General features: G+C 73.6%; 24 protein-coding genes. 6 read left to right on the top strand and 18 right to left on the bottom strand.

Annotation, left to right across the window (positions count from 1 at the left end; all coding sequences use genetic code 11):
• The first annotated feature begins 47 nt into the window (after nt 1–47).
• Together AB0883_RS17785 and mug are read left to right on the top strand one after the other, a co-directional pair.
• The gene (locus AB0883_RS17785; protein ID WP_366642207.1) at nt 48–815 is read left to right on the top strand and encodes an SDR family oxidoreductase; all 768 of its coding nucleotides are present in this window, start codon (nt 48–50) and stop codon (nt 813–815) included.
• Nucleotides 815–1,438, top strand: coding sequence for a G/U mismatch-specific DNA glycosylase (gene mug, locus AB0883_RS17780; RefSeq protein ID WP_366642206.1), 624 nt, complete (start codon nt 815–817; stop codon nt 1,436–1,438). Before AB0883_RS17785 ends, mug begins: the two co-directional genes overlap by 1 nt.
• Nucleotides 1,439–1,499: 61 nt before the next feature.
• Here the strand turns inward: mug and AB0883_RS17775 are convergent, their stop codons facing one another.
• The 3 genes from AB0883_RS17775 to AB0883_RS17765 form a co-directional block, all read right to left on the bottom strand.
• Entirely contained in the window at nt 1,500–3,479 is a 1,980-nt protein-coding gene (locus AB0883_RS17775; RefSeq protein WP_366642259.1) for an ABC transporter ATP-binding protein, read from the bottom strand.
• Nucleotides 3,480–3,595: 116 nt separating this feature from the next.
• Nucleotides 3,596–4,363: an enoyl-CoA hydratase/isomerase family protein gene (locus AB0883_RS17770; RefSeq protein WP_151457493.1), complete on the bottom strand. Its 768-nt coding sequence runs from the start codon at nt 4,361–4,363 to the stop codon at nt 3,596–3,598.
• A 46-nt stretch (nt 4,364–4,409) separates the two neighbouring features.
• Nucleotides 4,410–4,637 carry a helix-turn-helix domain-containing protein gene (locus tag AB0883_RS17765; protein WP_007462679.1) on the bottom strand — a complete coding sequence of 76 codons (228 nt, stop codon included), beginning with the start codon at nt 4,635–4,637 and terminating at the stop codon, nt 4,410–4,412.
• Between the two features lie 237 nt (nt 4,638–4,874).
• On the opposite strand from AB0883_RS17765, the gene AB0883_RS17760 reads away from it, so the two are divergent.
• A complete protein-coding gene (locus tag AB0883_RS17760) occupies nt 4,875–5,474 on the top strand; it encodes a cadmium resistance transporter (RefSeq protein WP_366642205.1) in 600 nt (199 codons plus the stop codon).
• Between the two features lie 54 nt (nt 5,475–5,528).
• Here the strand turns inward: AB0883_RS17760 and AB0883_RS17755 are convergent, their stop codons facing one another.
• A complete protein-coding gene (locus AB0883_RS17755; RefSeq protein ID WP_366642204.1) occupies nt 5,529–7,133 on the bottom strand; it encodes an ABC-F family ATP-binding cassette domain-containing protein in 1,605 nt (534 codons plus the stop codon).
• 244 nt (nt 7,134–7,377) lie between these two features.
• On the opposite strand from AB0883_RS17755, the gene AB0883_RS17750 reads away from it, so the two are divergent.
• Nucleotides 7,378–8,295 (top strand): neutral zinc metallopeptidase, encoded by a 918-nt coding sequence (locus tag AB0883_RS17750; protein WP_366642258.1) that lies wholly within the window; start codon nt 7,378–7,380, stop codon nt 8,293–8,295.
• An 86-nt stretch (nt 8,296–8,381) separates the two neighbouring features.
• Here the strand turns inward: AB0883_RS17750 and AB0883_RS17745 are convergent, their stop codons facing one another.
• A complete protein-coding gene (locus tag AB0883_RS17745; protein ID WP_366642203.1) occupies nt 8,382–9,722 on the bottom strand; it encodes a carbohydrate-binding protein in 1,341 nt (446 codons plus the stop codon).
• A gap of 215 nt (nt 9,723–9,937) precedes the next feature.
• Here AB0883_RS17745 and AB0883_RS17740 point away from each other — a divergent pair, with 215 nt between their 5' ends.
• Both AB0883_RS17740 and AB0883_RS17735 read left to right on the top strand, forming a co-directional pair.
• On the top strand, nt 9,938–10,927 hold the full coding sequence (locus AB0883_RS17740) for a helix-turn-helix domain-containing protein (protein WP_366642201.1): 990 nt from the start codon (nt 9,938–9,940) through the stop codon (nt 10,925–10,927).
• A 181-nt stretch (nt 10,928–11,108) separates the two neighbouring features.
• Nucleotides 11,109–11,894: a carbohydrate-binding protein gene (locus AB0883_RS17735; RefSeq protein ID WP_366642200.1), complete on the top strand. Its 786-nt coding sequence runs from the start codon at nt 11,109–11,111 to the stop codon at nt 11,892–11,894.
• A 125-nt stretch (nt 11,895–12,019) separates the two neighbouring features.
• Here AB0883_RS17735 and AB0883_RS17730 read toward each other — a convergent pair whose 3' ends face one another.
• The 13 genes from AB0883_RS17730 to AB0883_RS17670 form a co-directional block, all read right to left on the bottom strand.
• On the bottom strand, nt 12,020–13,351 hold the full coding sequence (locus AB0883_RS17730) for a helix-turn-helix transcriptional regulator (protein WP_366642199.1): 1,332 nt from the start codon (nt 13,349–13,351) through the stop codon (nt 12,020–12,022).
• Nucleotides 13,348–14,724 carry a helix-turn-helix transcriptional regulator gene (locus AB0883_RS17725; RefSeq protein ID WP_366642198.1) on the bottom strand — a complete coding sequence of 459 codons (1,377 nt, stop codon included), beginning with the start codon at nt 14,722–14,724 and terminating at the stop codon, nt 13,348–13,350. Before AB0883_RS17725 ends, AB0883_RS17730 begins: the two co-directional genes overlap by 4 nt.
• A gap of 44 nt (nt 14,725–14,768) precedes the next feature.
• Nucleotides 14,769–15,422, bottom strand: a complete 654-nt coding sequence (locus tag AB0883_RS17720) for an acVLRF1 family peptidyl-tRNA hydrolase (RefSeq protein WP_366642197.1) — start codon at nt 15,420–15,422, stop codon at nt 14,769–14,771.
• 97 nt (nt 15,423–15,519) lie between these two features.
• Nucleotides 15,520–16,146: a LysE family transporter gene (locus AB0883_RS17715; protein ID WP_366642196.1), complete on the bottom strand. Its 627-nt coding sequence runs from the start codon at nt 16,144–16,146 to the stop codon at nt 15,520–15,522.
• Nucleotides 16,147–16,333: 187 nt separating this feature from the next.
• The gene (locus AB0883_RS17710) at nt 16,334–16,720 is read right to left on the bottom strand and encodes a hypothetical protein (RefSeq protein ID WP_366642195.1); all 387 of its coding nucleotides are present in this window, start codon (nt 16,718–16,720) and stop codon (nt 16,334–16,336) included.
• Nucleotides 16,721–16,972: 252 nt separating this feature from the next.
• Nucleotides 16,973–17,389, bottom strand: a complete 417-nt coding sequence (locus AB0883_RS17705; RefSeq protein ID WP_366642194.1) for a metal-sulfur cluster assembly factor — start codon at nt 17,387–17,389, stop codon at nt 16,973–16,975.
• Nucleotides 17,386–17,862 carry a Fe-S cluster assembly sulfur transfer protein SufU gene (gene sufU / locus AB0883_RS17700; RefSeq protein ID WP_366642193.1) on the bottom strand — a complete coding sequence of 159 codons (477 nt, stop codon included), beginning with the start codon at nt 17,860–17,862 and terminating at the stop codon, nt 17,386–17,388. Before sufU ends, AB0883_RS17705 begins: the two co-directional genes overlap by 4 nt.
• Nucleotides 17,863–17,904: 42 nt before the next feature.
• Nucleotides 17,905–19,209, bottom strand: coding sequence for a cysteine desulfurase (locus tag AB0883_RS17695; protein WP_366642192.1), 1,305 nt, complete (start codon nt 19,207–19,209; stop codon nt 17,905–17,907).
• A gap of 32 nt (nt 19,210–19,241) precedes the next feature.
• Nucleotides 19,242–20,015, bottom strand: coding sequence for a Fe-S cluster assembly ATPase SufC (gene sufC / locus AB0883_RS17690; protein ID WP_088999375.1), 774 nt, complete (start codon nt 20,013–20,015; stop codon nt 19,242–19,244).
• Entirely contained in the window at nt 20,015–20,341 is a 327-nt protein-coding gene (locus AB0883_RS17685) for a non-heme iron oxygenase ferredoxin subunit (RefSeq protein WP_358090412.1), read from the bottom strand. Before AB0883_RS17685 ends, sufC begins: the two co-directional genes overlap by 1 nt.
• Entirely contained in the window at nt 20,341–21,483 is a 1,143-nt protein-coding gene (gene sufD, locus AB0883_RS17680; RefSeq protein WP_366642191.1) for a Fe-S cluster assembly protein SufD, read from the bottom strand. Before sufD ends, AB0883_RS17685 begins: the two co-directional genes overlap by 1 nt.
• 54 nt (nt 21,484–21,537) lie before the next feature.
• Nucleotides 21,538–22,968 (bottom strand): Fe-S cluster assembly protein SufB, encoded by a 1,431-nt coding sequence (sufB, locus tag AB0883_RS17675; RefSeq protein WP_366642189.1) that lies wholly within the window; start codon nt 22,966–22,968, stop codon nt 21,538–21,540.
• Nucleotides 22,965–23,723 (bottom strand): HTH domain-containing protein, encoded by a 759-nt coding sequence (locus AB0883_RS17670; RefSeq protein WP_366642188.1) that lies wholly within the window; start codon nt 23,721–23,723, stop codon nt 22,965–22,967. The genes sufB and AB0883_RS17670 overlap by 4 nt, the downstream gene beginning before the upstream one ends.
• Nucleotides 23,724–23,782 lie beyond the last annotated feature (59 nt).

Genomic DNA, 23,782 nt, shown 5'->3' with positions numbered 1-23,782 from the left:
CGAGGGCCCCGCTGGCGGATCCGGCCGGGTGCGGCAGGATCGACGACATGGATCTCGGACTGACCGATCGGGTGTACGTACTGACCGGCGCCTCCCGGGGGCTGGGCTTCGCCACCGCGCAGTGCCTCGTCGCCGACGGCGCCCGCGTGGTGCTCTCCGCCCGCGACGCCGACGCGGTGGCCGCCGCCGCGCAGCGCCTCGGCGGGCCGGAGCGGGCGGTCGGGCTCACCGCCGACCTGGCCGACGCCCAGACGCCGGAGCGCCTCGTGGCGGCGGCCCGCGAGCACTTCGGACGGCTCGACGGGGCGCTGGTCTCGGTCGGCGGGCCGCCGCCGGGCAGCGCCGCCTCGGTCACCGACGAGCAGTGGCGCCGCTCCTTCGAGACGGTCTTCCTCGGCACCGTACGCATGGTCCGCACCGTCGCCGAGAACCTGGCCGGAGGCGACGGCGGGGCGGTCGGGCTGGTGCTGTCGACCTCGGCGCGCGGGCCGGTGCCCGGCCTGGGCATCTCCAACGGCCTGCGGCCCGGCCTGGCGGGCATGGCCAAGGACGTCGCCGACGAGTACGGGCCCCGGGGCGTGCGGGTGGTCGGCCTGCTGCCCGGGCGGATCATGACCGACCGCAACGTGGAGCTTTTCGCCGCCACCGGCGACCCCGAACGGGCCCGCGCGGAGGCCGAGGCGGCCATCCCGCTGCGCCGCATCGGCGCGCCGGCCGAGTTCGGTCGGGTAGCCGCGTTCGTGCTCTCCCCCGCCGCGAGCTACCTGACCGGCGTCACCGTGCCGGTCGACGGCGGCGTGCTGCGGGGCCTGTGATGGCCGACTCCGCCGGCAGGCCGGGTTCCGGCTCCCCCGCCCGGCGGCGGGGGCGGGCGGCGGAGGCCGGGCGGTATCCGCGGCCCACACGGGAGGAACTCGCCGCGGCGGCCGAGCGCACCATCCCCGACGTCATCGCCCCCGGCCTGGACGTGCTCTTCGTGGGCATCAATCCGGGCCTGTGGTCGGCCGCGACCGGGTGGCACTTCGCCCGGCCGGGCAACCGGTTCTGGCCCGCGCTGCACCGGGGCGGCTTCACGCCCCGGCTGCTGCATCCCAGCGAGCAGGACGAGCTGCCCGGGTACGGGCTGGGCATCAGCAACATGGTCGCGCGGGCCAGCGCCCGCGCCGACGAGCTGACCCCGGCCGAGCTGGTCGAGGGGGCGGAGATCCTCACCGGCAAGGTCGAGCGTCACCGCCCCCGGTGGGTGGCCGTGGTCGGGGTGACCGCGTACCGGATCGGGTTCGCCCGGCCGAAGGCCGCCTTCGGGCCGCAGGCGCAGCGGCTGGCCGCCGCCCGGCTCTGGGTGCTGCCCAACCCCAGCGGCCTGAACGCGCACTTCACCCCCGAGACGCTCGGCGCCGCCTTCGGGGAGTTGCGGGCGGCGGTCGCCGCCAGCTGAGACGCGCGTCAGTCGGCCGCGCGGTAGCCGGCAGTCGGCCGCGTCAGCGTCAGCGTCAGCGTCAGTTGGCCGCGGTTGGCGGCAGCGCCTCGTCGGCGAGGTAGGGCCGCAGCGGCGGCACGGCCACCGGCTCGGGCCCGGTCGCGTCGGCGTACGGGGTGGGCGAGTCGGCGACCGCGAACTGGGTGCGGTAGAGCTCGGCGTAGAGCCCGCCCACGGCCACCAGTTCCTCGTGCCGCCCCCGCTCGACGATCCGCCCGTCGTCGAGCACCAGGATCTGGTCGGCGTCGCGGACGGTCGAGAGCCGGTGCGCGATCACCAGCGCGGTACGCCCGGTCAGCGCCACCGACAGCGCCCGCTGCACGGCGGCCTCGCTCTCCGAGTCGAGGTGCGCCGTCGCCTCGTCGAGGATCACGATCGACGGGGCCTTGAGCAGCAGCCGGGCGATGGCGATGCGCTGCTTCTCGCCTCCCGAGAAGCGGTAGCCGCGCTCGCCGACGAGGGTCTCCAGCCCCTCCGGCAGCGACCGGACCAGGTCGGCGACCTGCGCCCCGGCCAGGGCCGCCCAGATCTCGTCGTCGGTGGCGTCGGGCCTGGCGTAGCGCAGGTTCTCGGCGATGGTCTCGTGGAAGAGGTGCGAATCCTGGGTGACCACGCCGATCTCGTCGCGCAGCGAGGCGAGGGTGGCGTCGCGGACGTCGACCCCGCCGACCAGCACCTGCCCGTCGGTGACGTCGTAGATGCGGGAGATCAGCATCGACAGCGTCGACTTGCCGGCGCCGGAGGGGCCGACCAGCGCCACCATCTGCCCCGGCTCCACCGCGAACGAGACGCCCTTGAGCACGGGCTCGTTGACCGTACGGTCGAGGGCGGCGACCTCCTCCAGGGAAGCGAGCGAGATCTCGGCGGCGCTGGGGTAGCGGAACCGGACGTCGCGGAACTCGACGCGGCCGCTGGCCCGGGGCACCGGCACGGCGTCGGGCTTCTCCTCAATCGTCGGCTTCAGGTCCAGCACCTCGAAGACCCGGTCGAAGGAGACCAGCGCGCTCATCACGTCGACCCGGACGTTGGACAGCGCGGTCAGCGGGCCGTAGAGGCGGGTGAGCAGCAGGGCGAGGGTCACGACGGTGCCGGCGCTGACGTTGCCGGTGACCGCCAGCCAGCCGCCGAGGCCGTAGGTGAGCGCCTGGGCCAGCGAGGCGACCAGCAGCATCGCCACGAAGAAGGTCCGGGAGTACATCGCGGACTGGATGCCGATGTCGCGCACCCGCTCGGCCCGCCCGGCGAACCGGCGGGCCTCCACCTCGGGCTGGCCGAAGAGCTTCACCAGCAACGCGCCCGAGACGCCGAACCGCTCGGTCATCGTCGCGTTCATCTTCGCGTCGAGGTTGTAGGACTCCCGGGTGATCTCGGCGAGCCGCTTGCCGACCCGGCGGGCCGGGATGATGAAGACCGGCAGCAGCACCAGCGAGAGCGCGGTGATCTGCCAGGAGAGGGTGAACATCACCGCGGCCGTGAGCACGAGCTGGATGACGTTGCTGACCACCCCGGACAGGGTCGAGGTGAACGCCCGCTGCGCGCCGAGCACGTCATTGTTGAGCCGGCTGACCAGCGCGCCGGTCTGCGTGCGGGTGAAGAACTGCAGCGGCATCCGCTGGACGTGGTCGTAGACCCGGGTGCGCAGGTCGAGGATGATGCCCTCGCCGATGCGGGCCGAATACCACCGCTGGGCGAGGGAGAGCAGCGCGTCGGCCACCGCGAGCCCGGCGATGACGAGGGCCAGCCGGACCACCGCGTTGCCGGCGTCGGTGCCGCCCCGGGTGATCGTGTCGATCACGTCGCCGGCGAGCACCGGGGTGGCGACGCCGATGACCGCTGCCAGCACCACCGTGACCAGGAAGACGACGATGTCCCGCCGGTAGGGACCGGCGAAGGCCACGATCCGGCGGGCCACCCCGCGCTTGAGCCGGTGGGTCGAGATCTCGTCGCGGTTGCGCATCGACCGGAGCATGCTCCAACCGGCCATGCCGCCGCCCGACATCGAGTTGGACACGTTCACCTCCGGGTCGTCGGGCTGACCGCACCGTCAGGTCAATTCTCCCGACGACTCTGACAACCTCGGCCGTAACCCCGATCTTCCCGAACGGTCCTTACTGCTTACTCTCCCCGCCCGGCGAGATCACGCAGCCGGCGGGTCTGCGCCTCCCGCTCGGCCCGCTGCTGGTCCGCGGCGGACCGACCGGTCGCGCCGGCCAGCAGGGCCTTGATCTCCACCACGGCGTTGCGGTCGTTGGCCAGCAGCCCGGCGGTCAGGTCACGCACCGCGGCGTCCAGCTCGGCGTTCGGCACCACCAGGGTGGCCAGGCCGATCCGGTCCGCCTCGGCGGCGTCCATCCGCCGGCCGGTCGCGCAGATCTCCAGCGCACGGCTGTAGCCGACCAGGTCGACCAGGCGGCCGGTGCCGGCGAGATCCGGGACCAGGCCGAGCGTCACCTCGGCCATGGAGAGCTTCGCGTCCTCGGCGAGCACGCGCAGGTCGCAGGCGAGCGCCAGCTGGAAGCCGGCGCCGATCGCGTGCCCCTGCACGGCGGCGACGGAGACGACGTCGGGACGGTGCAGCCAGGTGAAGCCGCCCTGGTACTCCGCGATCCGGTCGGCGCACTCCTGCTCGGGCAGGGTGGCCAGCTCGGCGAACGAGCCCGGGCCGGAGGCTCCGGCCACCGACAGGTCGAGGCCGGCGGAGAACGCCCGCCCCTCGCCGCGTACGACCACGACGCGGACGTCGCCGGGAAGGTCCCGCGAGAAGTCACTCATCGCGCGCCACATCGCCGGGGTCTGCGCGTTGAGCACGTCGGGCCGGCACAACGTGACCGTCGCGACCGGCCCGTCGCATTCCAGCCGGACCCCGGTCGTCTCGGCGGTCACCGGACGACCCGGGGAGCGGCGCTGATGGACGACGCTGGTGGGCGGGTCACGCCTTCTTGCGGCGTCGGGCGCCGCCACGCTGCCGCAGCTGAACCCCGGACTCGGTGAGCACCCGGTGGATGAACCCGTAGGAACGGCCGGTCGAGGCCGCGAGCGCGCGGATGCTCTCACCCGAGGTGTACCGCTTTACCAGGTCCTTGGCGAGCGTCTGACGCTCGGCTCCGACGATCCGGCGACCCTTCTCAGTGCTGGTGGCTGTGCCAGTGGCTGCCATGCTGTGTCCTCACGTCCCAGACTGTGCGGTTCGGATACGGTCCCACCTATTAGACCGCCTCGAACGATCATGCGCCAGATATCAACTCTTCGCCAACCGACACGCTATGCAATGTCAGCTTCCCGATAGCGTGATGCTTCCGACCTCCGGAACGCCCGCCCCGACACGCGCGGCGGACCCGGCCTGCGCGGCCGACTCGGCGGGCGCGGCGGGGCGGCCCGCCCGTACCCTGCTGGCGTGACCGACCTGTTGGGCACCGCCGCCGGCGCCGCCGTGGTGTTCGCCGCCACCGACATCGACGACATCGTCGTCCTGACGCTGCTCTTCGTCGCCGCCCGCACCACCGGCCGCCCCCGGCCCTGGCAGATCGTCGCCGGGCAGTACCTGGGCATCGGCGCCCTCTCCCTGGCCAGCGCCGTGGTCGCGGCCGGGCTCCTGGTGGTACCCGACCCCTGGACGGGGCTGCTCGGCCTGTTGCCTGTCGCTCTCGGCGTCCGCGCGCTGCTCGACCGCGACGCCGACGAGACACCCGCGGTGGTGGGCTCCACCGTCGGCGTCGCCGGGGTGACGATCGCCAACGGCGCCGACAACATCGCCGTCTACGTGCCGGTGTTCCGGGCGCTCGGCCCGGCGGACAGCGCGGTCTTCCTGCTGGTCTTCGTGGTGCTCATCGCGCTGTGGTGCGCGGCCGGCGCCTGGCTCGGCAACCACCCCCGGGTGACGGGGCTGGTCGGGCGCGCGGGCCACTGGCTCGTTCCGGCGATCTTCATCGCCATCGGCGTGGTCATCCTGGCCACCTCGGGCATCCTGCCCCACCTACGCGACCTCCTGCGCTGACGGCACGACCCCCTCTGACCCACCCCCCACCGGGGGCGGGTCAGAGGGGGTGGGTCACGCCAGTTCGACGAGTTCGAGCAGGTCGTCGCTCCAGGCGTCCTCGTCGCCGTCGGGCAGCAGGATGGCACGGTCGGGCTTCAGCGCCATGACCGCGCCGGGGTCGTGGGTGACCAGCACGATCGCGCCCGGGTAGCGGGCGATGGCGTCGAGCACCTGCTCCCGGCTGACCGGGTCGAGGTTGTTCGTCGGCTCGTCGAGCAGCAGCACGTTCGCCCCGGAGCAGACCAGGGTGGCCAGCGCGAGCCGGGTCTTCTCGCCACCGGAGAGCACCCCGGCCGGCTTGTCCACGTCGTCGCCGGAGAACAGGAACGCCCCGAGGATCTTGCGCAGGTCGGTGTCGGTCTGCTCGATGGCGGCGCTGCGCATGTGCTCCAGCACCGTACGGTCCACGTCGAGCGTCTCGTGCTCCTGCGCGTAGTAGCCGAGCCGCAGGCCGTGGCCGGCGTGCACCTCGCCGGTGTCCGGCTCCAGCAGGCCGCCGAGCATCCGCAGCAAGGTGGTCTTGCCGGCGCCGTTGAGCCCCAGGATGGCCACCCGGGAGCCCCGGTCGACCGCCACGTTCACGTCGGTGAAGATCTCCAGCGAGCCGTACGACTTCGACAGGCCGGTCGCGGTGAGCGGGGTCTTGCCGCACGGGGCCGGGCTCGGGAAGCGCACCTTCGCCACCTTGTCGGCGACGCGCACCTCCTCCAGGCCGGAGATGAGCTTCTCGGCCCGCCGGGCCATGTTCTGCGCGGCGACGGTCTTGGTGGCCTTGGCCCGCATCTTGTCGGCCTGCGCCATCAGCGCGCCGGCCTTCTTCTCGGCGTTGGCCCGCTCCCGGCGGCGGCGCCGCTCGTCGGTCTCGCGGGCCTCCAGGTACGCCTTCCAGCCCAGGTTGTAGACGTCGACCACGGAGCGGGTGGCGTCGAGGAACCACACCTTGTTGACCACCGACTCCAGCAGCGAGCCGTCGTGGGAGATCACGATCAGGCCGCCCTTGTGGTTGGCGAGGAAGCTGCGCAGCCAGGTGATCGAGTCGGCGTCGAGGTGGTTGGTCGGCTCGTCGAGCAGCAGGATGCCGCCGCCGTTCTCGCCCGCGTCGCGGAACAGGATCCGGGCCAGCTCGATGCGGCGGCGCTGACCGCCGGAGAGCGTGCCGATGGTCTGGGCCAGCGCGCGGTCCGGCAGGCCGAGGTTGGCGCAGATCCGGGCGGCCTCGGCCTCGGCGGCGTACCCGCCGAGGGAGGCGAACTGGTCCTCCAGCGCGCCGTAGCGGCGGACCAGCTTGTCGTCGGCGCCGTCGGCGAGCCTGGCCTCGATCTCCTTCATCTGGGCCATCAGCACGTCCAGGCCCCGGGCGGAGAGCACCCGGTCGCGGCCGGTGACCTCCAGGTCGCCGGTCCGGGGGTCCTGCGGGAGATAGCCGATGGCGCTGCGCCGGTCGATCTGACCGGCGTACGGCTGGCCCTCGCCGGCGAGCACCTTCAGCGTGGTGGTCTTGCCGGCGCCGTTGCGGCCGACCAGGCCGATCCGGTCACCCGGCTGCACCCGCAGCGTGGTGTCGGACAGCAGGATGCGGGCGCCGGCGCGCAGCTCCAGGCCGGTGGCAGTGATCATGTCGGAGGACTCGCTCTCGGGGTCTGGAAGGGCTGGCTCAGGGCACGCGAAAGCGCCGGCGAGCACGAGGCCCGTCGGCGCGGGGCGGTTCAGCCTTCGCAGAGCAGCACGGGGCAAGTGTACCGGGCGTCGCCGGGCCGCCCCGCCGGATTACCGATCAAGATCATCGGGTACCGGAACGCCGTCCGGACCCGGTCCGGTACCGCAACCACCAAAACGGATCAAATCGGTGATCGGGGTTGACATGGAGCTGAACGAGAACGCGCGGATCGACACCAGCCAGGTGGACGACCGGCGAGGATCCGGCGGGGGCGGCGGGCTGGGCGGCATCCCCATTCCGATCGGCGGCGGCCGGGGCGGCATCGTCGGCCTCGTCATCGCGGTGCTCGTCGCGCTCGTCGGCGGCGGCTTCGGCCTGAACGCGGCCACCAACGGCGGCGACGAGCCGCAGGGCGACAACACGTCGCTGGAGCAGAAGTGCTCGGCCGAGGACGCGCTCCAGAAGCTCGACTGCCGCAACGCCCTCTACGTCAACTCCATCCAGGCGTACTGGCAGAAGGCCCTGCCCGAGGCGTTCGGCGAGCAGTACCGCCCGTCGAAGACGGTGTTCTTCAGCCAGGGCGTCAACACCGCCTGCGGGCAGGCCGACTCCGGCGTCGGCCCGTTCTACTGCCCCGCCGACGACCAGGTCTACATCGACCTCACCTTCTACCAGGTGCTCGCCCAGCAGCTCGGCGCTTCCGGCGAGTTCGCCCAGCCGTACGTGCTCGCCCACGAGTACGGCCACCACGTGCAGGACCTGCTCGGCACCGAGGCCCAGATGCGCCGCCAGCAGCAGCGCGACCCGGACAGCGCCAACGCGCTCTCGGTGAAGCTGGAGTTGCAGGCCGACTGCTACGCGGGCGCCTGGGCGAAGAACGCCACCGGCACCGCCGACGCGAGCGGCCAGAAGATCTTCACCAGCATCAGCGAGCAGGACATCCAGCAGGCCGTCGACGCCGCCGAGAAGATCGGCGACGACGCCATCTCGGAGCGGGCGAACCGGCCGGTCAACCCCGACGAGTTCACCCACGGCTCCTCCGCCCAGCGCAAGGAGTGGTTCACCCGGGGCTACTCCACCGGCGACCCGAAGTCCTGCGACACCTTCCGCGGCAGCCTCTGAGCACGCAGGACACCGTCCCTGACGGACGACGCCACGGGCCCGGTCGGTGACCGGGCCCGTGGCGTACGCGTGCGGAGCGGCGGCGGTCAGACCCGCTGCCAGAGCGCCGGCACGTTCGGCGGCTCCCAGCCCGGCTGGGCGGTGTGTCCCTGCAGGCAGCGGTACGACTGGCCCGCGTAGCTCACCGTCGCGCCGGCGGCGTACCCGGTGCCGACCTGCCAGGTCGTGCCGCCGGGCGGGTTGCCGGTCGAGGTCGGGGTGGGGGTCGGGCCGGGGCCGCCGGCGGTGACGAGGGTCAGCCCGTACGCCGCGAGGATCGCGTTGACCGGCTGGAAGTACATCGTCCCGCCGGTGGTGCAGTTGCCGGAGCCGCCCGAGGTGACCCCCTGGGCCTGGTCGCCGGAGAGCCACGAGCCGCCGGAGTCGCCCGGCTCGGCGCAGGCGTTGCTCCGGGTCAGCCCGGTGACCGTGCCCTCCGGATAGGTCACCGAGGCGTTCTTCTGCTGGATGGTGCCGCAGCGCCAGCCGGTGGTGGAGCCGGACCGGCAGACCGCCGCCCCCACGGCTGCCTCGACGCTGCCCGCCACCGGGACCGTGCCGCCGCGGTAGTCGTTCACCAGCCCGCGCGGGGTGTTCCCGGCGTCCACCTGCACCCAGGCGTAGTCACGACCCGGGAAGGTGGAGCCGCGGACGGTGCCACCGGGTTGGGAGGTGCGGGCGCCGGTCCGGCCGCAGTGCCCGGCGGTGACGAACCCGCCGTTGACGGAGAACCCGACCGAGCACCGGCTGCTGCCGGTGTAGTAGGCGTTGCCACCGATCACGTCGGCGTACGGCCTCGGGTTCTCGGAGCTGGCCTGGACCCGCACCGCGCCGGCCGGCACACCCGCCGCGGCGGCGAAGGACCGGGCCGCGGCCGAGCCGCCGTCGCGGGCCAGCACCACGACGGAGTTGCCGGGAAGGTCGGCGTACCAGCCGACCACGGTGGCCGGCGCGGCGGCGGCCCGGCGGTTCAGCCGGTCGACCGCCGCGTGCAGGGTGTCCTCGCCGTAGGTGACCGGGACCGGGACAGCGCCGAGGGCGCGGACGGGACCGGCGTCGGCGGCGGGGGTGACGCCGACCGCCACGGCGGCACCTCCGGCGGTGACCCAGGTGCCGCCGTAGCCGGCGCCGAGTGTGCTCCGCAGCACCTGCTGCGCGCGGCTGGCGCGATCGTCGACCGCCAGGCGGGCGCGGGCCTGGTCCGGGGTCAGCCGGAGGTCCCGTTGCAGGGCGGCGAACATCTCCGGCGCGACGTTGCCGGAACCGGCGGCCGGCGTGGTCGAGGTGGGGGTGGTGTCGGCGCCGGCCTGGGTGGCCAGGGCCATGGTCAGCACCAGAGCGGCAGCACTCAGGGTAGTTGCCGCCACGGTGGCTGGACGTCGGAGCATGGGGGTCTCCTCGCGGTCAGGACGATGTGGAGGGTCGGTTCAGGCCCGCCTGATCAGGCACGGAAGTGCCGGACAGCGGGATCGCGCGGTGCGCTACAGACGGAACAACAAATGTTGTTAACTGTGTTGCGCTCACCGTAGGTTAGACATCCGACGCCGTCAATACAGGCAGCGATCGATCGCCATCCGTCCCTCCACTGCGAACGGAGCCGCCCGTGTCCCCGCCGCGCCCGTACGACCGCCAGACCCGGACCGTCCCGGCACGACCCACCCCCGGGCCGGCCACCCCCTCCCCGGCGCCCAGCTCCGTGACCGGCCCGGCACCGGCGCTGCCCCGGCACGACCTGGCGGTACCCGCCCCGGACGAGCTGCCCTTCGCCGTCGGGTCCTTCGAGGAGATCGGCCCGCTCTCCCGCGCCGACTTCCCGCACCGGCACGTCTTCTACGAGCTGGTGTACGTGACCCACGGGCGGGCCACGCACGTCATCGACCTCGACGCCCACCCCGTCCGGCCGCCACACCTGTTCGTCGTCACGCCCGGCCAGGTGCACCACTGGCAGGACCAGCGCGACCTACGCGGGCACGTGCTGCTCTGCGCCGCCGAGTTCCTGCTGACCTTTTCGGCCGACCGCGACGCGCTGCACCGCTCGAGGCACCGCTCCTGGCGCCCGCGCGACGACGCGCAGGCGAGACGGATCGCCACCCTGATGCGCTGGACGACGGCCGAGTACCGCCGGGGCGGGCCCGGCCGGGCGAGCACCCTGCGCGCCTACCTGCACCTGCTGCTCACCGAGGTGCACCGGTCCCGACCCACGGGTCCGCCCCCCGGCCCGCCGCCCGAGCCGGGGACCCGCAACCAGCGCGCCGTCGCGATCGCCCGCCGCTTCGAGGAGCTGCTCGGCGAACCGGACCTCGTCGGCGAGCCTCCCCGCGCGTACGCCCGTCGCATCGGCGTGTCGGTGCGCCACCTCAACGACGCGGTCCCACTGGCCACCGGCGCCACCCCCGCCCGGCTGATCCGCCGGGCCCGGGTCCTGGAGGCGAAGCGCCTGCTGACCCGCACCGACCTCACCGTGGCCGCGATCGCCGACCGGCTCGGCTTCGCCGACCCCGCCTACTTCTGCCGGTTCTTCCGCAGGGAGGCCGGCGACTCCCCCGGCGCGTTCCGCCGGCACGGCGGAAAACACCACGATCCCGCCGGCTGACACATCGACGCACCCCGACGTCCGTCAATAGCGTCGGGTCGCCGGCCGTGCCGGCCCGCCCGGGTGTGCCGGGAGTTCCCGGGCCGGCCGGGCCCCGACACCCGTTGCCCACGAGAGGAACGCCATGAACGGTGCAGCCAGCGACGCACGGGAGCCAGACGATGCCCGCCCCCACGGCGGCGTGACGCGCAAGAGCGTGCTGCGGGCGGCGGCACTCGCCCTGCCCGCCCCGTTCCTCGTCGCCGGCGCCTCCCGGGCGATGGGCGCGAGGACGGCCGACCCCGCGTCGGCGCCGCCCCTCACCCCGTACTGCGACGACGGCGACGACCCGACGCCGGCGCAGATGGAGGGTCCCTACTTCAAGCCGAACTCACCACGGCGCGCCTCGCTGGTCGAGGCCGGCACGGTCGGCACCCGACTCACCGTCACCGGTCACGTCTTCGGACTCGACTGCCGGCCGCTGCCCGACGTGCTGCTGGACTTCTGGCAGGCCGACACCAACGGCGGCTACGACAACGTCGGCTACCGGCTGCGCGGCCACCAGTTCACCGACGCGTCGGGCGCGTACCGGCTCAGCACGATCGTGCCGGGCCTCTATCCCGGGCGGACGCGGCACATCCACGTCAAGGCGCAGGCGCCGAACCGGCCGGTGCTCACCACCCAGCTGTACTTCCCCGGCGAGCCCCGCAACAGCACGGACACGCTCTTCGACCCCGCGCTGCTGATGACGGTACGCACGGTGAACGGCGTCCGGGAGGCGAGTTTCGACTTCGTCCTCAACGTGACCTCCGGTCCCACTCCCACCCCGACCGGCACCGCCCCCGGCGGCACGTGGGCGGCCGGCACCGCGTACCCGGCCGGGGCCCGGGTCACCTACGGCGGCGTCGGTTACCGCTGTCTGCAGGCGCACACCGCCCAGCCCGGCTGGGAGCCGCCGAACGCGCCGGCGCTCTGGGCCCGGGACTGACGCACGAACGTGGACCGGTCGCCCGCCCGCCGAGGGGATGACGAACGGGCGGCGACCGGCCCGCAGACGGGCCGGCCCGGCGGCCCGGCGGAAGGGCCCCCGGCGGCGTACCCGTCGCCGGGGGCTCAGGCCGTGGCGCGCGGCACCGCGACCCGCTCGCCGAGCTGCTCCACCTGGTGCAGCCCCTCGCGGAGCAGGTCGAGCGCGTCGTCGGGGCGGCCCCACGCCTGCATCCGGTCGGCCAGCAGCAGGACCACCGACGCCAGCTCCCGGCGCCGCCCGGCCGCCCGGTAGCCGGCGAGCGCCGCCCGCAGGTGCCGCTCGGCACCCGCCCGGTCGCTGTCGTCGTCGCGCAGCAGGCCGCGCACCCGGTCGGCGCGGGCCGCCACCACCGGGTCGCCGCCGAGGTCGACGGCGTCGCGCAACAGGGCCTCGGCCCGCGCCGGCTGGCCCAGCGCGTGGTAGACCTCCGCCAGCTCCACCCCGACCTCGCAGGCCAGCGCCGGCTGCCCGGCGTCCGTCAGCACCGCGTGCGCCCGCGCCAGGTCGGCGAGGGCACCGGCCAGGTCGCCGGCCGCCCGGCGCCCCTGCCCCCGCGCCCGGTGACAGCACGCCAGCAGCCACCGCATGGCGACCTGCCGGGCCGCCTGGCGGGCCTGCTCGGCGGCGACGGCCGCCTCCGCCGTCCATCCCGACGCGAGCAACGAGGACGCGACGCTCAGGTGCAGACCGGCGACCGGGGCCGGCGCGGGAAGCACCGCCAGGGCGAGGGCCCGCGTGGCGGCCTCCGCCGCCGCCCCCTCGTCGCCGAGCGCGACGTGGCAGCGCACCAGCTCGGCGTGCAGGACCAGCAGGACCGACGGATCCGGGTACCCGGCGCGCAGCAGCGCGTCCCGCGCCTCGGTGAGCAGGTAGCGGGCGTAGCGCGGGTCACCGGCCTGGTAGGCCAGCCCGGCCCGGCCTACCGCCGCCTCGGCGCGCACGTGCGGGGGCGCCCCCGCCAGGAGAGCCTCCGCACGGTCGAGCTGGGCCGACGCGGCACCGCGTTCGTCGCGGCGCAGTGCCACGCCCGCCAGGCCGAGCCGCGCCCGGGCTTCCAGCACCGGCTCGGCCAGCTCGGCGGCGGCCCCGGCCACCTCGCGGCAGACGGCGGCCGTCTCCTCGACCGACCCGGCCAGGTCGGCCTCGGCCAGCCGCAGCCGCAGGCGCACCACCTCCGCCGGCGAGCGGCCGGTGGCCAGGTCCGAGGACGTGACGCCGAGCCGCTCGGCGAAGTGGGCGACGGCCTCGGCGGAGGGCACCCGGCGACCGCTCTCCACGGCGGAGACGTAGGCCGCGGTGTAGCGGGGCTCGGCCAGGGCGCGCTGCGTGAGCCCCCGTTCCGCGCGCAGCCGCTGCACCCGCGCGCCCAGCCCGCTCGCCGCCGCACCCGCCACGACGGGCTCCGGCCGGCTCACGACAGCCGCTCCGCCGCGCGCAGGCCGCGGCGCAGCACCGCCGCCGCCTCGTCCCGCTCCGCCCGGGCCAGCAACAGCTCCGCGAGATGGCGGCAGGTGATCACCACGTCGCCCATCAGTCCTGCCCGCTCGTACCGGTCGACGGCCCGCAGCAGCAGCCGCCGGGCCTGGTCGCCGTCGCCCTGGGCGGCCCGCACCAGCCCGCGTACCCGGTCGGCCTCGGCCATGATCTCGCGGTGGTCGCTGGCGGTCGCCGCCCGGGCCGCCTCCTCGGCCAGGTCGGCCGCCTCGTCCAGCGCGCCCTCGCGCCGGCGCGCTTCGGCCAGCTCCAGCGTCGCCCCGGCGTGGTCGAGCACCGCGCCGACGTCGCCCAGCGTCTCCCGGGCGCGCCGCAGCTGCGCCCCCGCCTCCCCCGGCCGCCCGGCCCGCAGCAGGACGTAGCCACGGGCCCAGTGACACAGGCCGATCTCCCGGGTGAGCCCCAGTTCGGTGTAGCGGCGGACGGCCTCCCGCAGGTGCCGGTCCGCCTCGTCCAGCTCGCCGTCGCGACGCAACTGCCCGGCGACGGCGTGGAACTGCGCCACCCACTCCCGGTTGGTCGCCCGGGTGAGCAGGGGCGTCACCTCCCGCTCCAACCGCCGGGCCCGCTCCCGCCAGCTCAGCTCGAGGAACGTGTACATCAACGCGTTGGTCAACCGCAGTTCGGCGTCGGCGTCCACCGGCGGCGCCGCCCGCAGGGCCCGCAGGCCGCCCTCCAGGAGCGCCACCGCCCGCGGCGCGTCCCCGGCGACCAGCAGGCAGTACGCCTGCCGGGCCAGCACCGCCGCGCGCAGCGCCGGGCAGTCGTCGGGCAGTTGGTCGGCAAGCTCGTCGTACCGGGTGGCGGCGTCCTCGGTGCGCCCCCGGTGCAGTTGGGCCTCCGCCAGGTGGTATCCGGCCCAACCGGCCAGCTCGGACAGTCGGTAGCGCTCCGCGCGGCGGCGTATCCCGGTCAACGTCCGCTCGGCGGCGTCCAACCTGCCGGCGGAGAGCTCTCGGCGGGCCGCCGCCTGCTCGGCGGCGAGCTGGGCGGCCGCGTTGGCCGGCCGACCGTGGCGCAGGTCGTCCACCGCCAACCCGAGGCGGTCGGCGAAGTGGGCCAGCGCCTCGGGGCTGGGCATCCGGGCCCCCGACTCCACGGCGCCCAGGTAGGCGCGGGTGTAGCGGGAGCCGACGACCTGTTGCTGGGTGAGGCCACGGGCCAGGCGCAGCCGTCTGATCCGGTCACCCAGGCTCTCCCCGACCGCGTCGTCGCGGGAGTCGACGTCCCCGGCTGCGGCGTCGTGGGGGTCGGCGCTGCCGACCACGGCGACGTCGGCCGCCGTCTCCGCCATCCTGGCCCCCTCCCCGACCGTCACGCCCAGCCTAGTGCGCCGGGTCAGGACGGTGCGGGGTCGCGCACCAGGATCCGGACCGCCCGGGCCGCGGGGATCGCGTCGACGAGCACGGCGTGGCGGGGCTCGGGCACGTCGAGCAGCCGCTCGGCCCGCAGCGCCGCCAGCGGGGCGAGGCGCCGGTCGGTCAGCACGGTGTCGACGGCCCGCCGGTCGCCGCCGCAGACCAGCGCACTGAGCGACGCGGCCTCCGGCAGCAGCAGTCGTACGGCCAGGTCGGCGGCGTCGCCCAGCGCCGCCTTCGCCTGGTTGTCGCGCCGCCGGGCGAAGCGCTGCTGGGACCAGCCCCCGGCGGCGGTGCGCCCCTGCACGTAGCGGGTGTCCACCTTGGAGACGGTCAGCTTCTCCCCCGCCGCCACGCCGACCGCCACCGCGCCCTTGCGGGCCAGCAGCAGGCCGAGCCGCCGGGGCGCGGTCGCGGCAACCACGAAGCCCGGCAGGTCGGCGGCGGCGGGCGCGCCGGGCGGGATGTGCAGCTCGGCGGTCGCGCCGTCGGCGGCGGCGAGCAGCAGCCCGTACGCCTGGACGGTGGTGGTGGGCGGGCCGTGCCGGTCGGCGAAGCCCTCGACCCAGCGGGCGACCCGGGCCGGGTCGACCTCGACCCAGCGGCCGCCTCCGGCTGCGGGTCGGCTGCTCATACGCCGAACCTACGGCACGGCAACGCCGGTCCACCGCCGTGGGTGGGCTCGCGGCGGCGGGCCGCCGCCCGGCCGGGCGGCGGCGACCGACCCGGGCTCAGCCGGGCAGCAGCATCGCCACGGCCAGGGCGGCGATGATCGCGCTGGAGAGCAGCGCCGTCACGAGCCGACCGCGCGGGCCGGTGAGCACCCGGCCGACCAGGGAGCCCCCGCCGGCGACCAGCAGCTGCCAGCTCGCCGAGGCGACGAACGCGCCGAGCACGAAGAGACCGGCGGCGAGCGGATCCGCCCCGGCGCGGTCGGTGCGGCCCAGCACGAGCGCGGCGAAGTAGACCACGGTCGTGGGGTTCAGCAGGGTCAGCGCGAGCACGCCGGTGAAGGCGCGGACCGGGGTGTCCATGCCCCGGCGGACGCCGGCGGCACCGGTCGCGGCGCGGGGACGCAGCGCGCGCCAGGCGCCGTGGCCGGCGAGAAGGAGCAGCACCAGCGCGGCGGCCAGCCGCAGCGGCCCGGCGACCGGGGCGATGAACCCGGCGACGGCGGCCCCGCCGAGGGCCGCCACGGCGGCGTAGAGCCCGTCGGCGGTGGCCACCCCGAACGCGGCGGCGGCGCCGACCCGGAACGACGTGCGGGCGCTGAGCCCGAGGATGAGGACGGCGATCGCGCCGACCGGGATGGCGACGCCGTAGCCGGCGACCAGGCCGGCCAGGAACGCGCCGGTCACGACGGTCGGCTGCGGACCGGGACGCGGCCGGACGACGTCCGCTGTCGGCGCGCGGCGGTGGCCGCGGCGACGGGGAGGTTGTGCACCGGGTACGTCTCGATCACGCGCCGATCCTGCTTCACCGCCCCGCCCGCCGCCACCGGTTTCCCGGCGTTCGCCGGCTACGACGGGTGCCGGCGGTGGGCGTTCAGGCCAGCTGGTGCGTCGCGACCGCGCTCGAGCAGTCGGCGATGGTGGTGGGCTCCGAGACGTTCAGGGCGTCCAGCCGGGACCATCCGTTGACCCCGGTGGTGGTGTTACGGAGGAAGATCCAGAGCGCGTTGGTGTAGGTGGCGCAGTGGACGTCGATCCCCTGGCTCGGGTAACCGAGTCCGCGACTGCCGCAGTCGACGTGCGGATAGGCGCGGATGTTGGTTCCGTTTCCGAACGAGATGGCACCCCCGCTGTACAGATCCGGGTGGGTGCCGTGCCCGCTGCAGTGCGCACTGGCCGGGCCGGCCGGCAGCAACGCCAGCGCCGAGCCACCCGTGACGAGCGCCAGCGCGGACGCGACGGAGATCAACCGAGATCGCATGTGCCGTCTCCTCAACATGAACGGTGACAACTGTCGATTGAGAATGTCACGCGGATCACACCTGGTGTCGGCTCCGCCCGAACACGCAACGTGGAAGAAACGTCGTCCCCGCACACGCCGGGTCATCTGCGGCAGTGGGACACCCTCGTCGTCATCGGCGAAGTGGCCGCAGTCGTCGGTCGGCAGAAGCGCGTCGAGCGCGCCGCCCCTGGAAGGGGACGGCGCGCTCGACGGGTACCGGCTCGGGGCCGGTCAGACGTTGAAGCCGAGGGAGCGGAGCTGGTCGCGCCCCTCGTCGGTGATCTTGTCCGGCCCCCACGGCGGGAGCCACACCCAGTTGATCCGGATGTCGTCGACCAGGCCGCCGCCCGGTCCGGTGGTCAGCGCCTGCCGGGCCTGGTCCTCGATCACGTCGGTCAGCGGGCACGCCGCCGAGGTCAGCGTCATGTCCAGGGTGGCGACGTTGTCGTCGCCGATGTGCACGCCGTACACCAGGCCGAGGTCGACCACGTTGATGCCCAGCTCGGGGTCGACGACGTCCTTCATCGCCTCCTCGACGTCGGCGACAGCGGCCTTGCCCTTGGCCGCCGACGCGGCGGCCTCCCCGACCGGGGCGCCCGCGCCCTCGGTCGCCGGGGTCGCCGCGGTGGCGGTGTCCTCGCTGCTCATGCCTCAACCTCCGTCGGGCTCACGCCCACACCGGCGCGTGCCGCGGCGTCCTTGAACGCCATCCACGGCAACAGCGCGCACTTGACCCGGGCGGGGTAGCGGGCGACGCCCGCGAACGCGACCCCGTCACCGAGCACGTCCTCGTCCGGCGTGACCTGGCCACGGCCGGACATCAACTCGACGAACGCCTCGTGCACCCGGAACGCGTCGCCCGCGCCCCGGCCCACCAGCAGCTCGTGCAGCACGCTCGCCGACGCCTGGCTGATCGAGCAGCCCATGCCGTCGTACGAGACGTCGTGCAGCACGTCACCGTCGGTCGCCACCCGGACGGTGACCTCGTCACCGCAGGTCGGGTTGACGTGGTGCGCCTCGGCGACCCGGGCGTCCGGGGCGTCCGCATCGCGCAGGCCGCGACCGTGCGGGTGCTTGTAGTGGTCCAGGATGATCTCCTGGTAAAGAGATTCAAGCTGCATCAGGCTGAACTCCCGTCGATCCGCGGGCTCCTGCGTCGCCGCTCACTCGAACACCTTCCGCACCTGCTCCAGGCCCGCCACCAAGGCGTCGATCTCCCCGGTGGTGGTGTAGAGGTAGAACGAGGCCCGCGTCATGGCCGGCACGCCGAACCGGGTGCAGACCGGCTTGGCGCAGTGGTGGCCGACGCGCACCTGCACGCCGAGCGAGTCGAGCACCTGCCCGACGTCGTGCGGGTGGATGTCGCCGAGGGCGAACGAGATGGTGCCGCCCCGGCCCACCGGCACGGCCGGCCCGAAGATCCGCAGGCCGGGCACCGTGGCGAGGGCGTCCAGCGCGTACGCCGTCAGCTCCTTCTCGTGCCACTGGATGGCCCGCATCCCGATGCCGGCGAGATAGTCGACGGCCGCGCCGAGCGCGACCGCCTCGGCGATCGGCGGGGTGCCCGCCTCGAACCGGGCCGGCGGCGCGGCGAACGTCGAGCGGGCCATGGTGACCGTCTCGATCATCGACCCGCCGCCCAGCACCGGCGGCATCGCCGCCAGCAGCTCCGCCCGGCCCCAGAGCACGCCGATGCCGGTCGGGCCGCACATCTTGTGGCCGGTGAAGACGATGAAGTCGGCGTCGTAGTCGACCACGTCCATCGGCATGTGCGGCACCGACTGGGAGCAGTCGAGCAGCAGCAGCGCGCCCACCTCGCGCACCCGCGCGGTGATCCGCGAGGTGGCGTTGACCGTGCCGAGGATGTTGGACGTGTGCACCAGCGAGACGATCTTCGTCCGCTCGGTGACCAGGTCCTCCAGCCCCGACTCGTCCAGGCGCCCCTGGTCGGTGACCGGGAACCAGCGCAGGGTCGCGCCGGTGCGCTCGCAGAGCAGCTGCCACGGCACGATGTTCGAGTGGTGCTCCATCTCGGAGATCACCACCTCGTCGCCGGGGCCCAGCCGGAACCGGGGGTCGGCGTCGGGCCGCAGCGACGCGTTGGAGAACGCGTACGCCACGATGTTGATCGCCTCGGTGGAGTTCTTGGTGAACACCACCTCGTCCACGCTCGGCGCGTTGATGAACGCGGCGATCTTCGCCCGCGCGCCCTCGTACGCCTCGGTGGCCTCGGTGCCCAGGGTGTGCACCGAGCGGGACACGTTGGCGTTGTGCATCGCGTAGTGCTCGCCGAGCACGTCGAGCACCTGCCGCGGCTTGTGCGAGGTGTTGGCGCTGTCGAGGTAGACCAGCCGGTGCCCGTTGATCTCCCGGTCGAGGATCGGGAAGTCGGCGCGCACCTTCGCCACGTCGTAACGCGGCACGTCGTCGTACTGCGGCATCCCCGACGGGATCGCGATGGAAGTCATGTCGACCGGCCCACCCATTCTTTCGAGAGGACTCAGGCCCGCGCCGCGCCGGCTCCGGCGGCGTACCGCTCGTAGCCCTCTTCCTCGAGCTTGTCGGCCAGCTCCGGGCCACCCTGCTCGACGATCCGGCCGGCGACGAAGACGTGCACGAAGTCCGGCTTGATGTAGCGCAGGATCCGGGTGTAGTGGGTGATCAGCAGCATCCCGGTGTCGCCGTTGTCGCGCACGCGGTTCACGCCCTCGCTGACCACGCGCAGCGCGTCCACGTCGAGGCCGGAGTCGGTCTCGTCGAGGATCGCGATCTTCGGCTTGAGCAGCTCCAGCTGCACGATCTCGTGTCGCTTCTTCTCACCGCCGGAGAAGCCCTCGTTGACGTTGCGCTGCGCGAACGCCGGGTCCATCTGGAGACGCTCCATGGCCCCGCGCAGCTCGCCGCCCCAGGTGCGCAGCTTGGGCGCCTGGCCATCGATGGCGGTCTTGGCGGTACGCAGGAAGTTCGCCACCGAGACGCCGGGGACCTCGACCGGGTACTGCATGGCCAGGAAGAGGCCGGCGCGCGCCCGCTCGTCCACGGAAAGGGCCAGCACGTCCTCGCCGTCGAGGGTCACCGAGCCGCCGGTGATCTCGTACTTGGGGTGGCCGGCGATCGAGTAGGCCAGGGTGGACTTGCCGGAGCCGTTCGGGCCCATGATCGCGTGGGTCTCGCCCGAGCGGACGGTCAGGTCGACACCGGCCAGGATCGGCTTGAGCTCACCCTCGGGCAGCTTGACCGACACCTTCAGGTCGCGGATCTCCAGGGTGCTCATTATCGGGTCACTCCATTGCTCGGCGTGAGACTGACGTAGATGTCGCCGTCTCGGACTTCGACGGGATAGACGGGAACGGGTTCGGTGGCGGGCAGCCCGGTCGGCTCGCCGGTCCTCAGGTCGAAACGGGATCCGTGCAGCCAGCATTCCAGCGTGCAGCCGGAGACCTCCCCCTCGGAGAGGGCGACCGCGGCGTGCGAGCACTCGTCGTAGGCGGCGTAGAAGACGCCGTCCTCGCCGTGCACCAGCGCGATCGGGGTGCCGTCGACGTCCGCGCTGACCACCGTGCCCTTCGGCACGTCCTCGGTGGAGCAGAGGCGGATCATCAGGCGCCGGCCTTGCTGAGCCGGGCCTCGATGGCGTCCCCCAGGCGCTCACGCAGCGACTCGACCGGGATCTTGTTGATCAGCTCGGCGAAGAAGCCGCGCACCACCAGGCGCCGCGCCTCGGACTCCGGGATGCCCCGGGCCATCAGGTAGAACAGCTGCTCGTCGTCGAAGCGGCCGGTCGCGCTCGCGTGACCGGCGCCGGCGATCTCGCCGGTCTCGATCTCCAGATTGGGTACGGAGTCCGCCCGCGCGCCGTCGGTCAGCAGCAGGTTCCGGTTGATCTCGTACGTGTCGGTGCCGGTCGCCTCGGCGCGGATCAGCACGTCGCCCACCCAGACGGTGCGCGCGCTCTCGCCCTGCAGGGCGCCCCGGTAGCCGACGTAGCTGCGGCAGTCCGGCACGGTGTGGTCGACCAGCTGGCGGTGCTCCAGGTGCTGCCCCGAGTCGGCGAAGTAGAGGCCGTACAGCTCGGCCTCGCCGCCCCGGTCGGTGTATTCCACCGAGGTGTACTGCCGGACCAGGTCGCCGCCGAGGGAGACCTGGACGTGCACCACCTTCGCGTCGCGGCCCAGCCGGACCCGCAGGTGCTGGGCCTGGACGGCGTCGTCGGCCCAGTCGGCGACGGTGACCAGGGTCAGCTTCGCCCCGTCGGCCACGGCCACCTCGACGTTGTCGGCCAGCGTGGCCGAACCGACGTGCTCCACCACCAGGGTCACCTCGGCGAACCGGCCCACCTCGACGAAGGTGTGCCCGAAGGCCAGGCCCTCGGCGCTCTCGCCGACCACCCGCAGGCTCACCGGCTCGGCGACCACGGCGTCGCGGGCGACCTGGACCAGCAGGGCCTGACCGGCCCCGCCGTAGGCCAGCGCGCTGACCCGGTCGACCGGGGTGAGCACGCTGCCCACCCGGGGGTCGTCGGAGCCGATTCGCCCGACGGTCACGCCCTCGGGCAGGTCGCCGTGCTCGTGGCGGACCGTGCCGGTGGCGGCCTGCGCCGCGCCAACCAGCCCGCGCAGGCGCTTGAGCGGGGTGAAGCGCCACTCCTCCTCCAGGCCCGTGAGGGCCGGGAAGTCGGCGACGTCGTACGAGCGGAGCGCCTGCGACTTGGTGCTGGGCGGCGCGGAAGCCTGGGTAGTCATCTCTTCCTTGGTCTGTTCTGCGACGACGGTGTCCTGAACTGGGCCGGGCCGGCGTCAGCCGACCGCGCCCTCCATCTGGAGCTCGATCAGGCGGTTGAGTTCCAGGGCGTACTCCATCGGGAGCTCCTTGGCGATCGGCTCGATGAAGCCGCGAACGATCATCGCCATCGCCTCGTCCTCGCTCAGGCCCCGGCTCATCAGGTAGAAGAGCTGGTCGTCACTGATCTTGGAGACGGTCGCCTCGTGCCCCATCGACACGTCGTCCTCGCGGATGTCGACGTACGGGTAGGTGTCCGAGCGGGAGATGGTGTCGACCAGCAGCGCGTCGCACTTGACCGTGCTCCGGCTGCTGTGCGAGCCCTCCAGCACCTGCACCAGGCCCCGGTACGACGTGCGGCCGCCGCCGCGGGCGATCGACTTCGAGATGATGGTCGAGGAGGTGTGCGGCGCGGCGTGCACCATCTTGGCGCCCGCGTCCTGGTGCTGCCCCTCGCCGGCCATGGCCACCGAGAGCACCTCGCCCTTGGCGTGCTCGCCGGTCATGTAGACCGCCGGGTACTTCATGGTGACCTTGGAGCCGATGTTGCCGTCGACCCACTCCATGGTCGCGCCCTCGTGGCAGACGGCACGCTTGGTGACCAGGTTGTAGACGTTGTTCGACCAGTTCTGGATGGTCGTGTAGCGGCACCGGGCGTTCTTCTTGACGATGATCTCCACGACCGCGCTGTGCAGCGAGTCGGAGGAGTACAGCGGCGCGGTGCAGCCCTCGACGTAGTGCACGTACGCGCCCTCGTCGACGATGATCAGCGTCCGCTCGAACTGGCCCATGTTCTCCGTGTTGATCCGGAAGTAGGCCTGCAGCGGGATCTCCACGTGCACGCCCTTCGGCACGTAGATGAACGAGCCGCCGGACCACACGGAGGTGTTCAGCGCGGCGAACTTGTTGTCGCCGACCGGGATCACCGTGCCGAAGTACTCCTTGAAGACGTCCTCGTGCTCGCGCAGCGCGGTGTCGGTGTCGAGGAAGACGACGCCCTGCTCCTCGAGGTCCTCGCGGATCTTGTGGTAGACGACCTCGGACTCGTACTGCGCCGCGACACCGGCGACCAGCCGCTGCTTCTCCGCCTCGGGGATGCCCAGCCGGTCGTAGGTGTTCTTGATGTCCTCGGGCAGGTCCTCCCAGCTGGTGGCCTGCTTCTCCGTGGACCGCACGAAGTACTTGATGTTGTCGAAGTCGATCCCGGTGAGGTCGGCGCCCCAGGCCGGCATCGGCTTGCGGCCGAACAGCCGCAGGCCCTTGAGCCGCAGGTCGAGCATCCAGGCCGGCTCGTTCTTCTTGGCCGAGATGTCCCGCACCACCGCCTCGTTGAGGCCGCGCTGGGCGACCGCCCCGGCGACGTCGGGGTCGGACCAGCCGTACTCGTAGCGACCCAGGGCGGCGAGCTGCTCTTCCTGCGTCAGGGGCTGGACGATCTGCTCGGTCATCTATCTGTCCTCACAGTGGTGACGGTCTTACCGGAACGGGCACGCCCCGGCTGGGTGGGAATGTGCGTGGTGCACACTCCGTCGCCGTGCGCGATGGTGGCCAGGCGCTGCACGTGGGTGCCGACCAGGCGGGAGATCACCGCGGTCTCGGCCTCGCACAGCTGGGGGAACTCGGCGGCCACGTGCGCCACCGGGCAGTGGTGCTGACAGAGCTGGCCGCCGGTGGCGATCGTGGACGCGTTCGCAGCGTAACCCTCGGCGGTCAGCGCTCCGGCGAGTGCCTCGGCCCGCGCGAGCGGGTCGTCGCCGGCGTCCTCCATGGCGGCCCGGCAGCGGCTCTCCAGCGCGGCGACCTGGTCGGTCGCGAACGCCTCGACCGCCGCGGCGCCGCCGTTGCGGGCGATCCAGCGCAGCGCGGCGGTGGCCATGTTGTCGTAGTGGTGGGTGCCGCAACGCACCCGGGCCGCGTCGGTCAGCACGAACACCTTCGCCGGGCGGCCCCGGCCGCGGTGGCCCCGGACGGTCTGCTCGCGGGCGACGACGTCGCCGTCGGCGAGCATCGCGTCGAGGTGCCGGCGGATCGCGGCCGGGCTGAGCCCGAGGGCCGAGCCGAGCTGCGCGGCGGTGGTCGCGCCCCGCTCCAGCAGCAGCTGGGTGACCCGGTCACGGGTGGAGAGGTCCGCGACGGACGCGGGCTGACCGGCGGTCGGAGCGACCGCCGGCTGGTGCCCGGAGAGCTCCGCCGCGTTTTTCACAACGCCAACGTTACGTAATTCGTCCGGGGCCCGCAAACCCGGGCCCCGGTGATCCGAAC

It is taken from the genome of Micromonospora sp. NPDC047812, from assembly GCF_040704175.1.
In the GTDB taxonomy this organism is placed as follows: domain Bacteria; phylum Actinomycetota; class Actinomycetes; order Mycobacteriales; family Micromonosporaceae; genus Micromonospora.
This window is presented reverse-complemented; position numbering and strand designations above follow the sequence as displayed.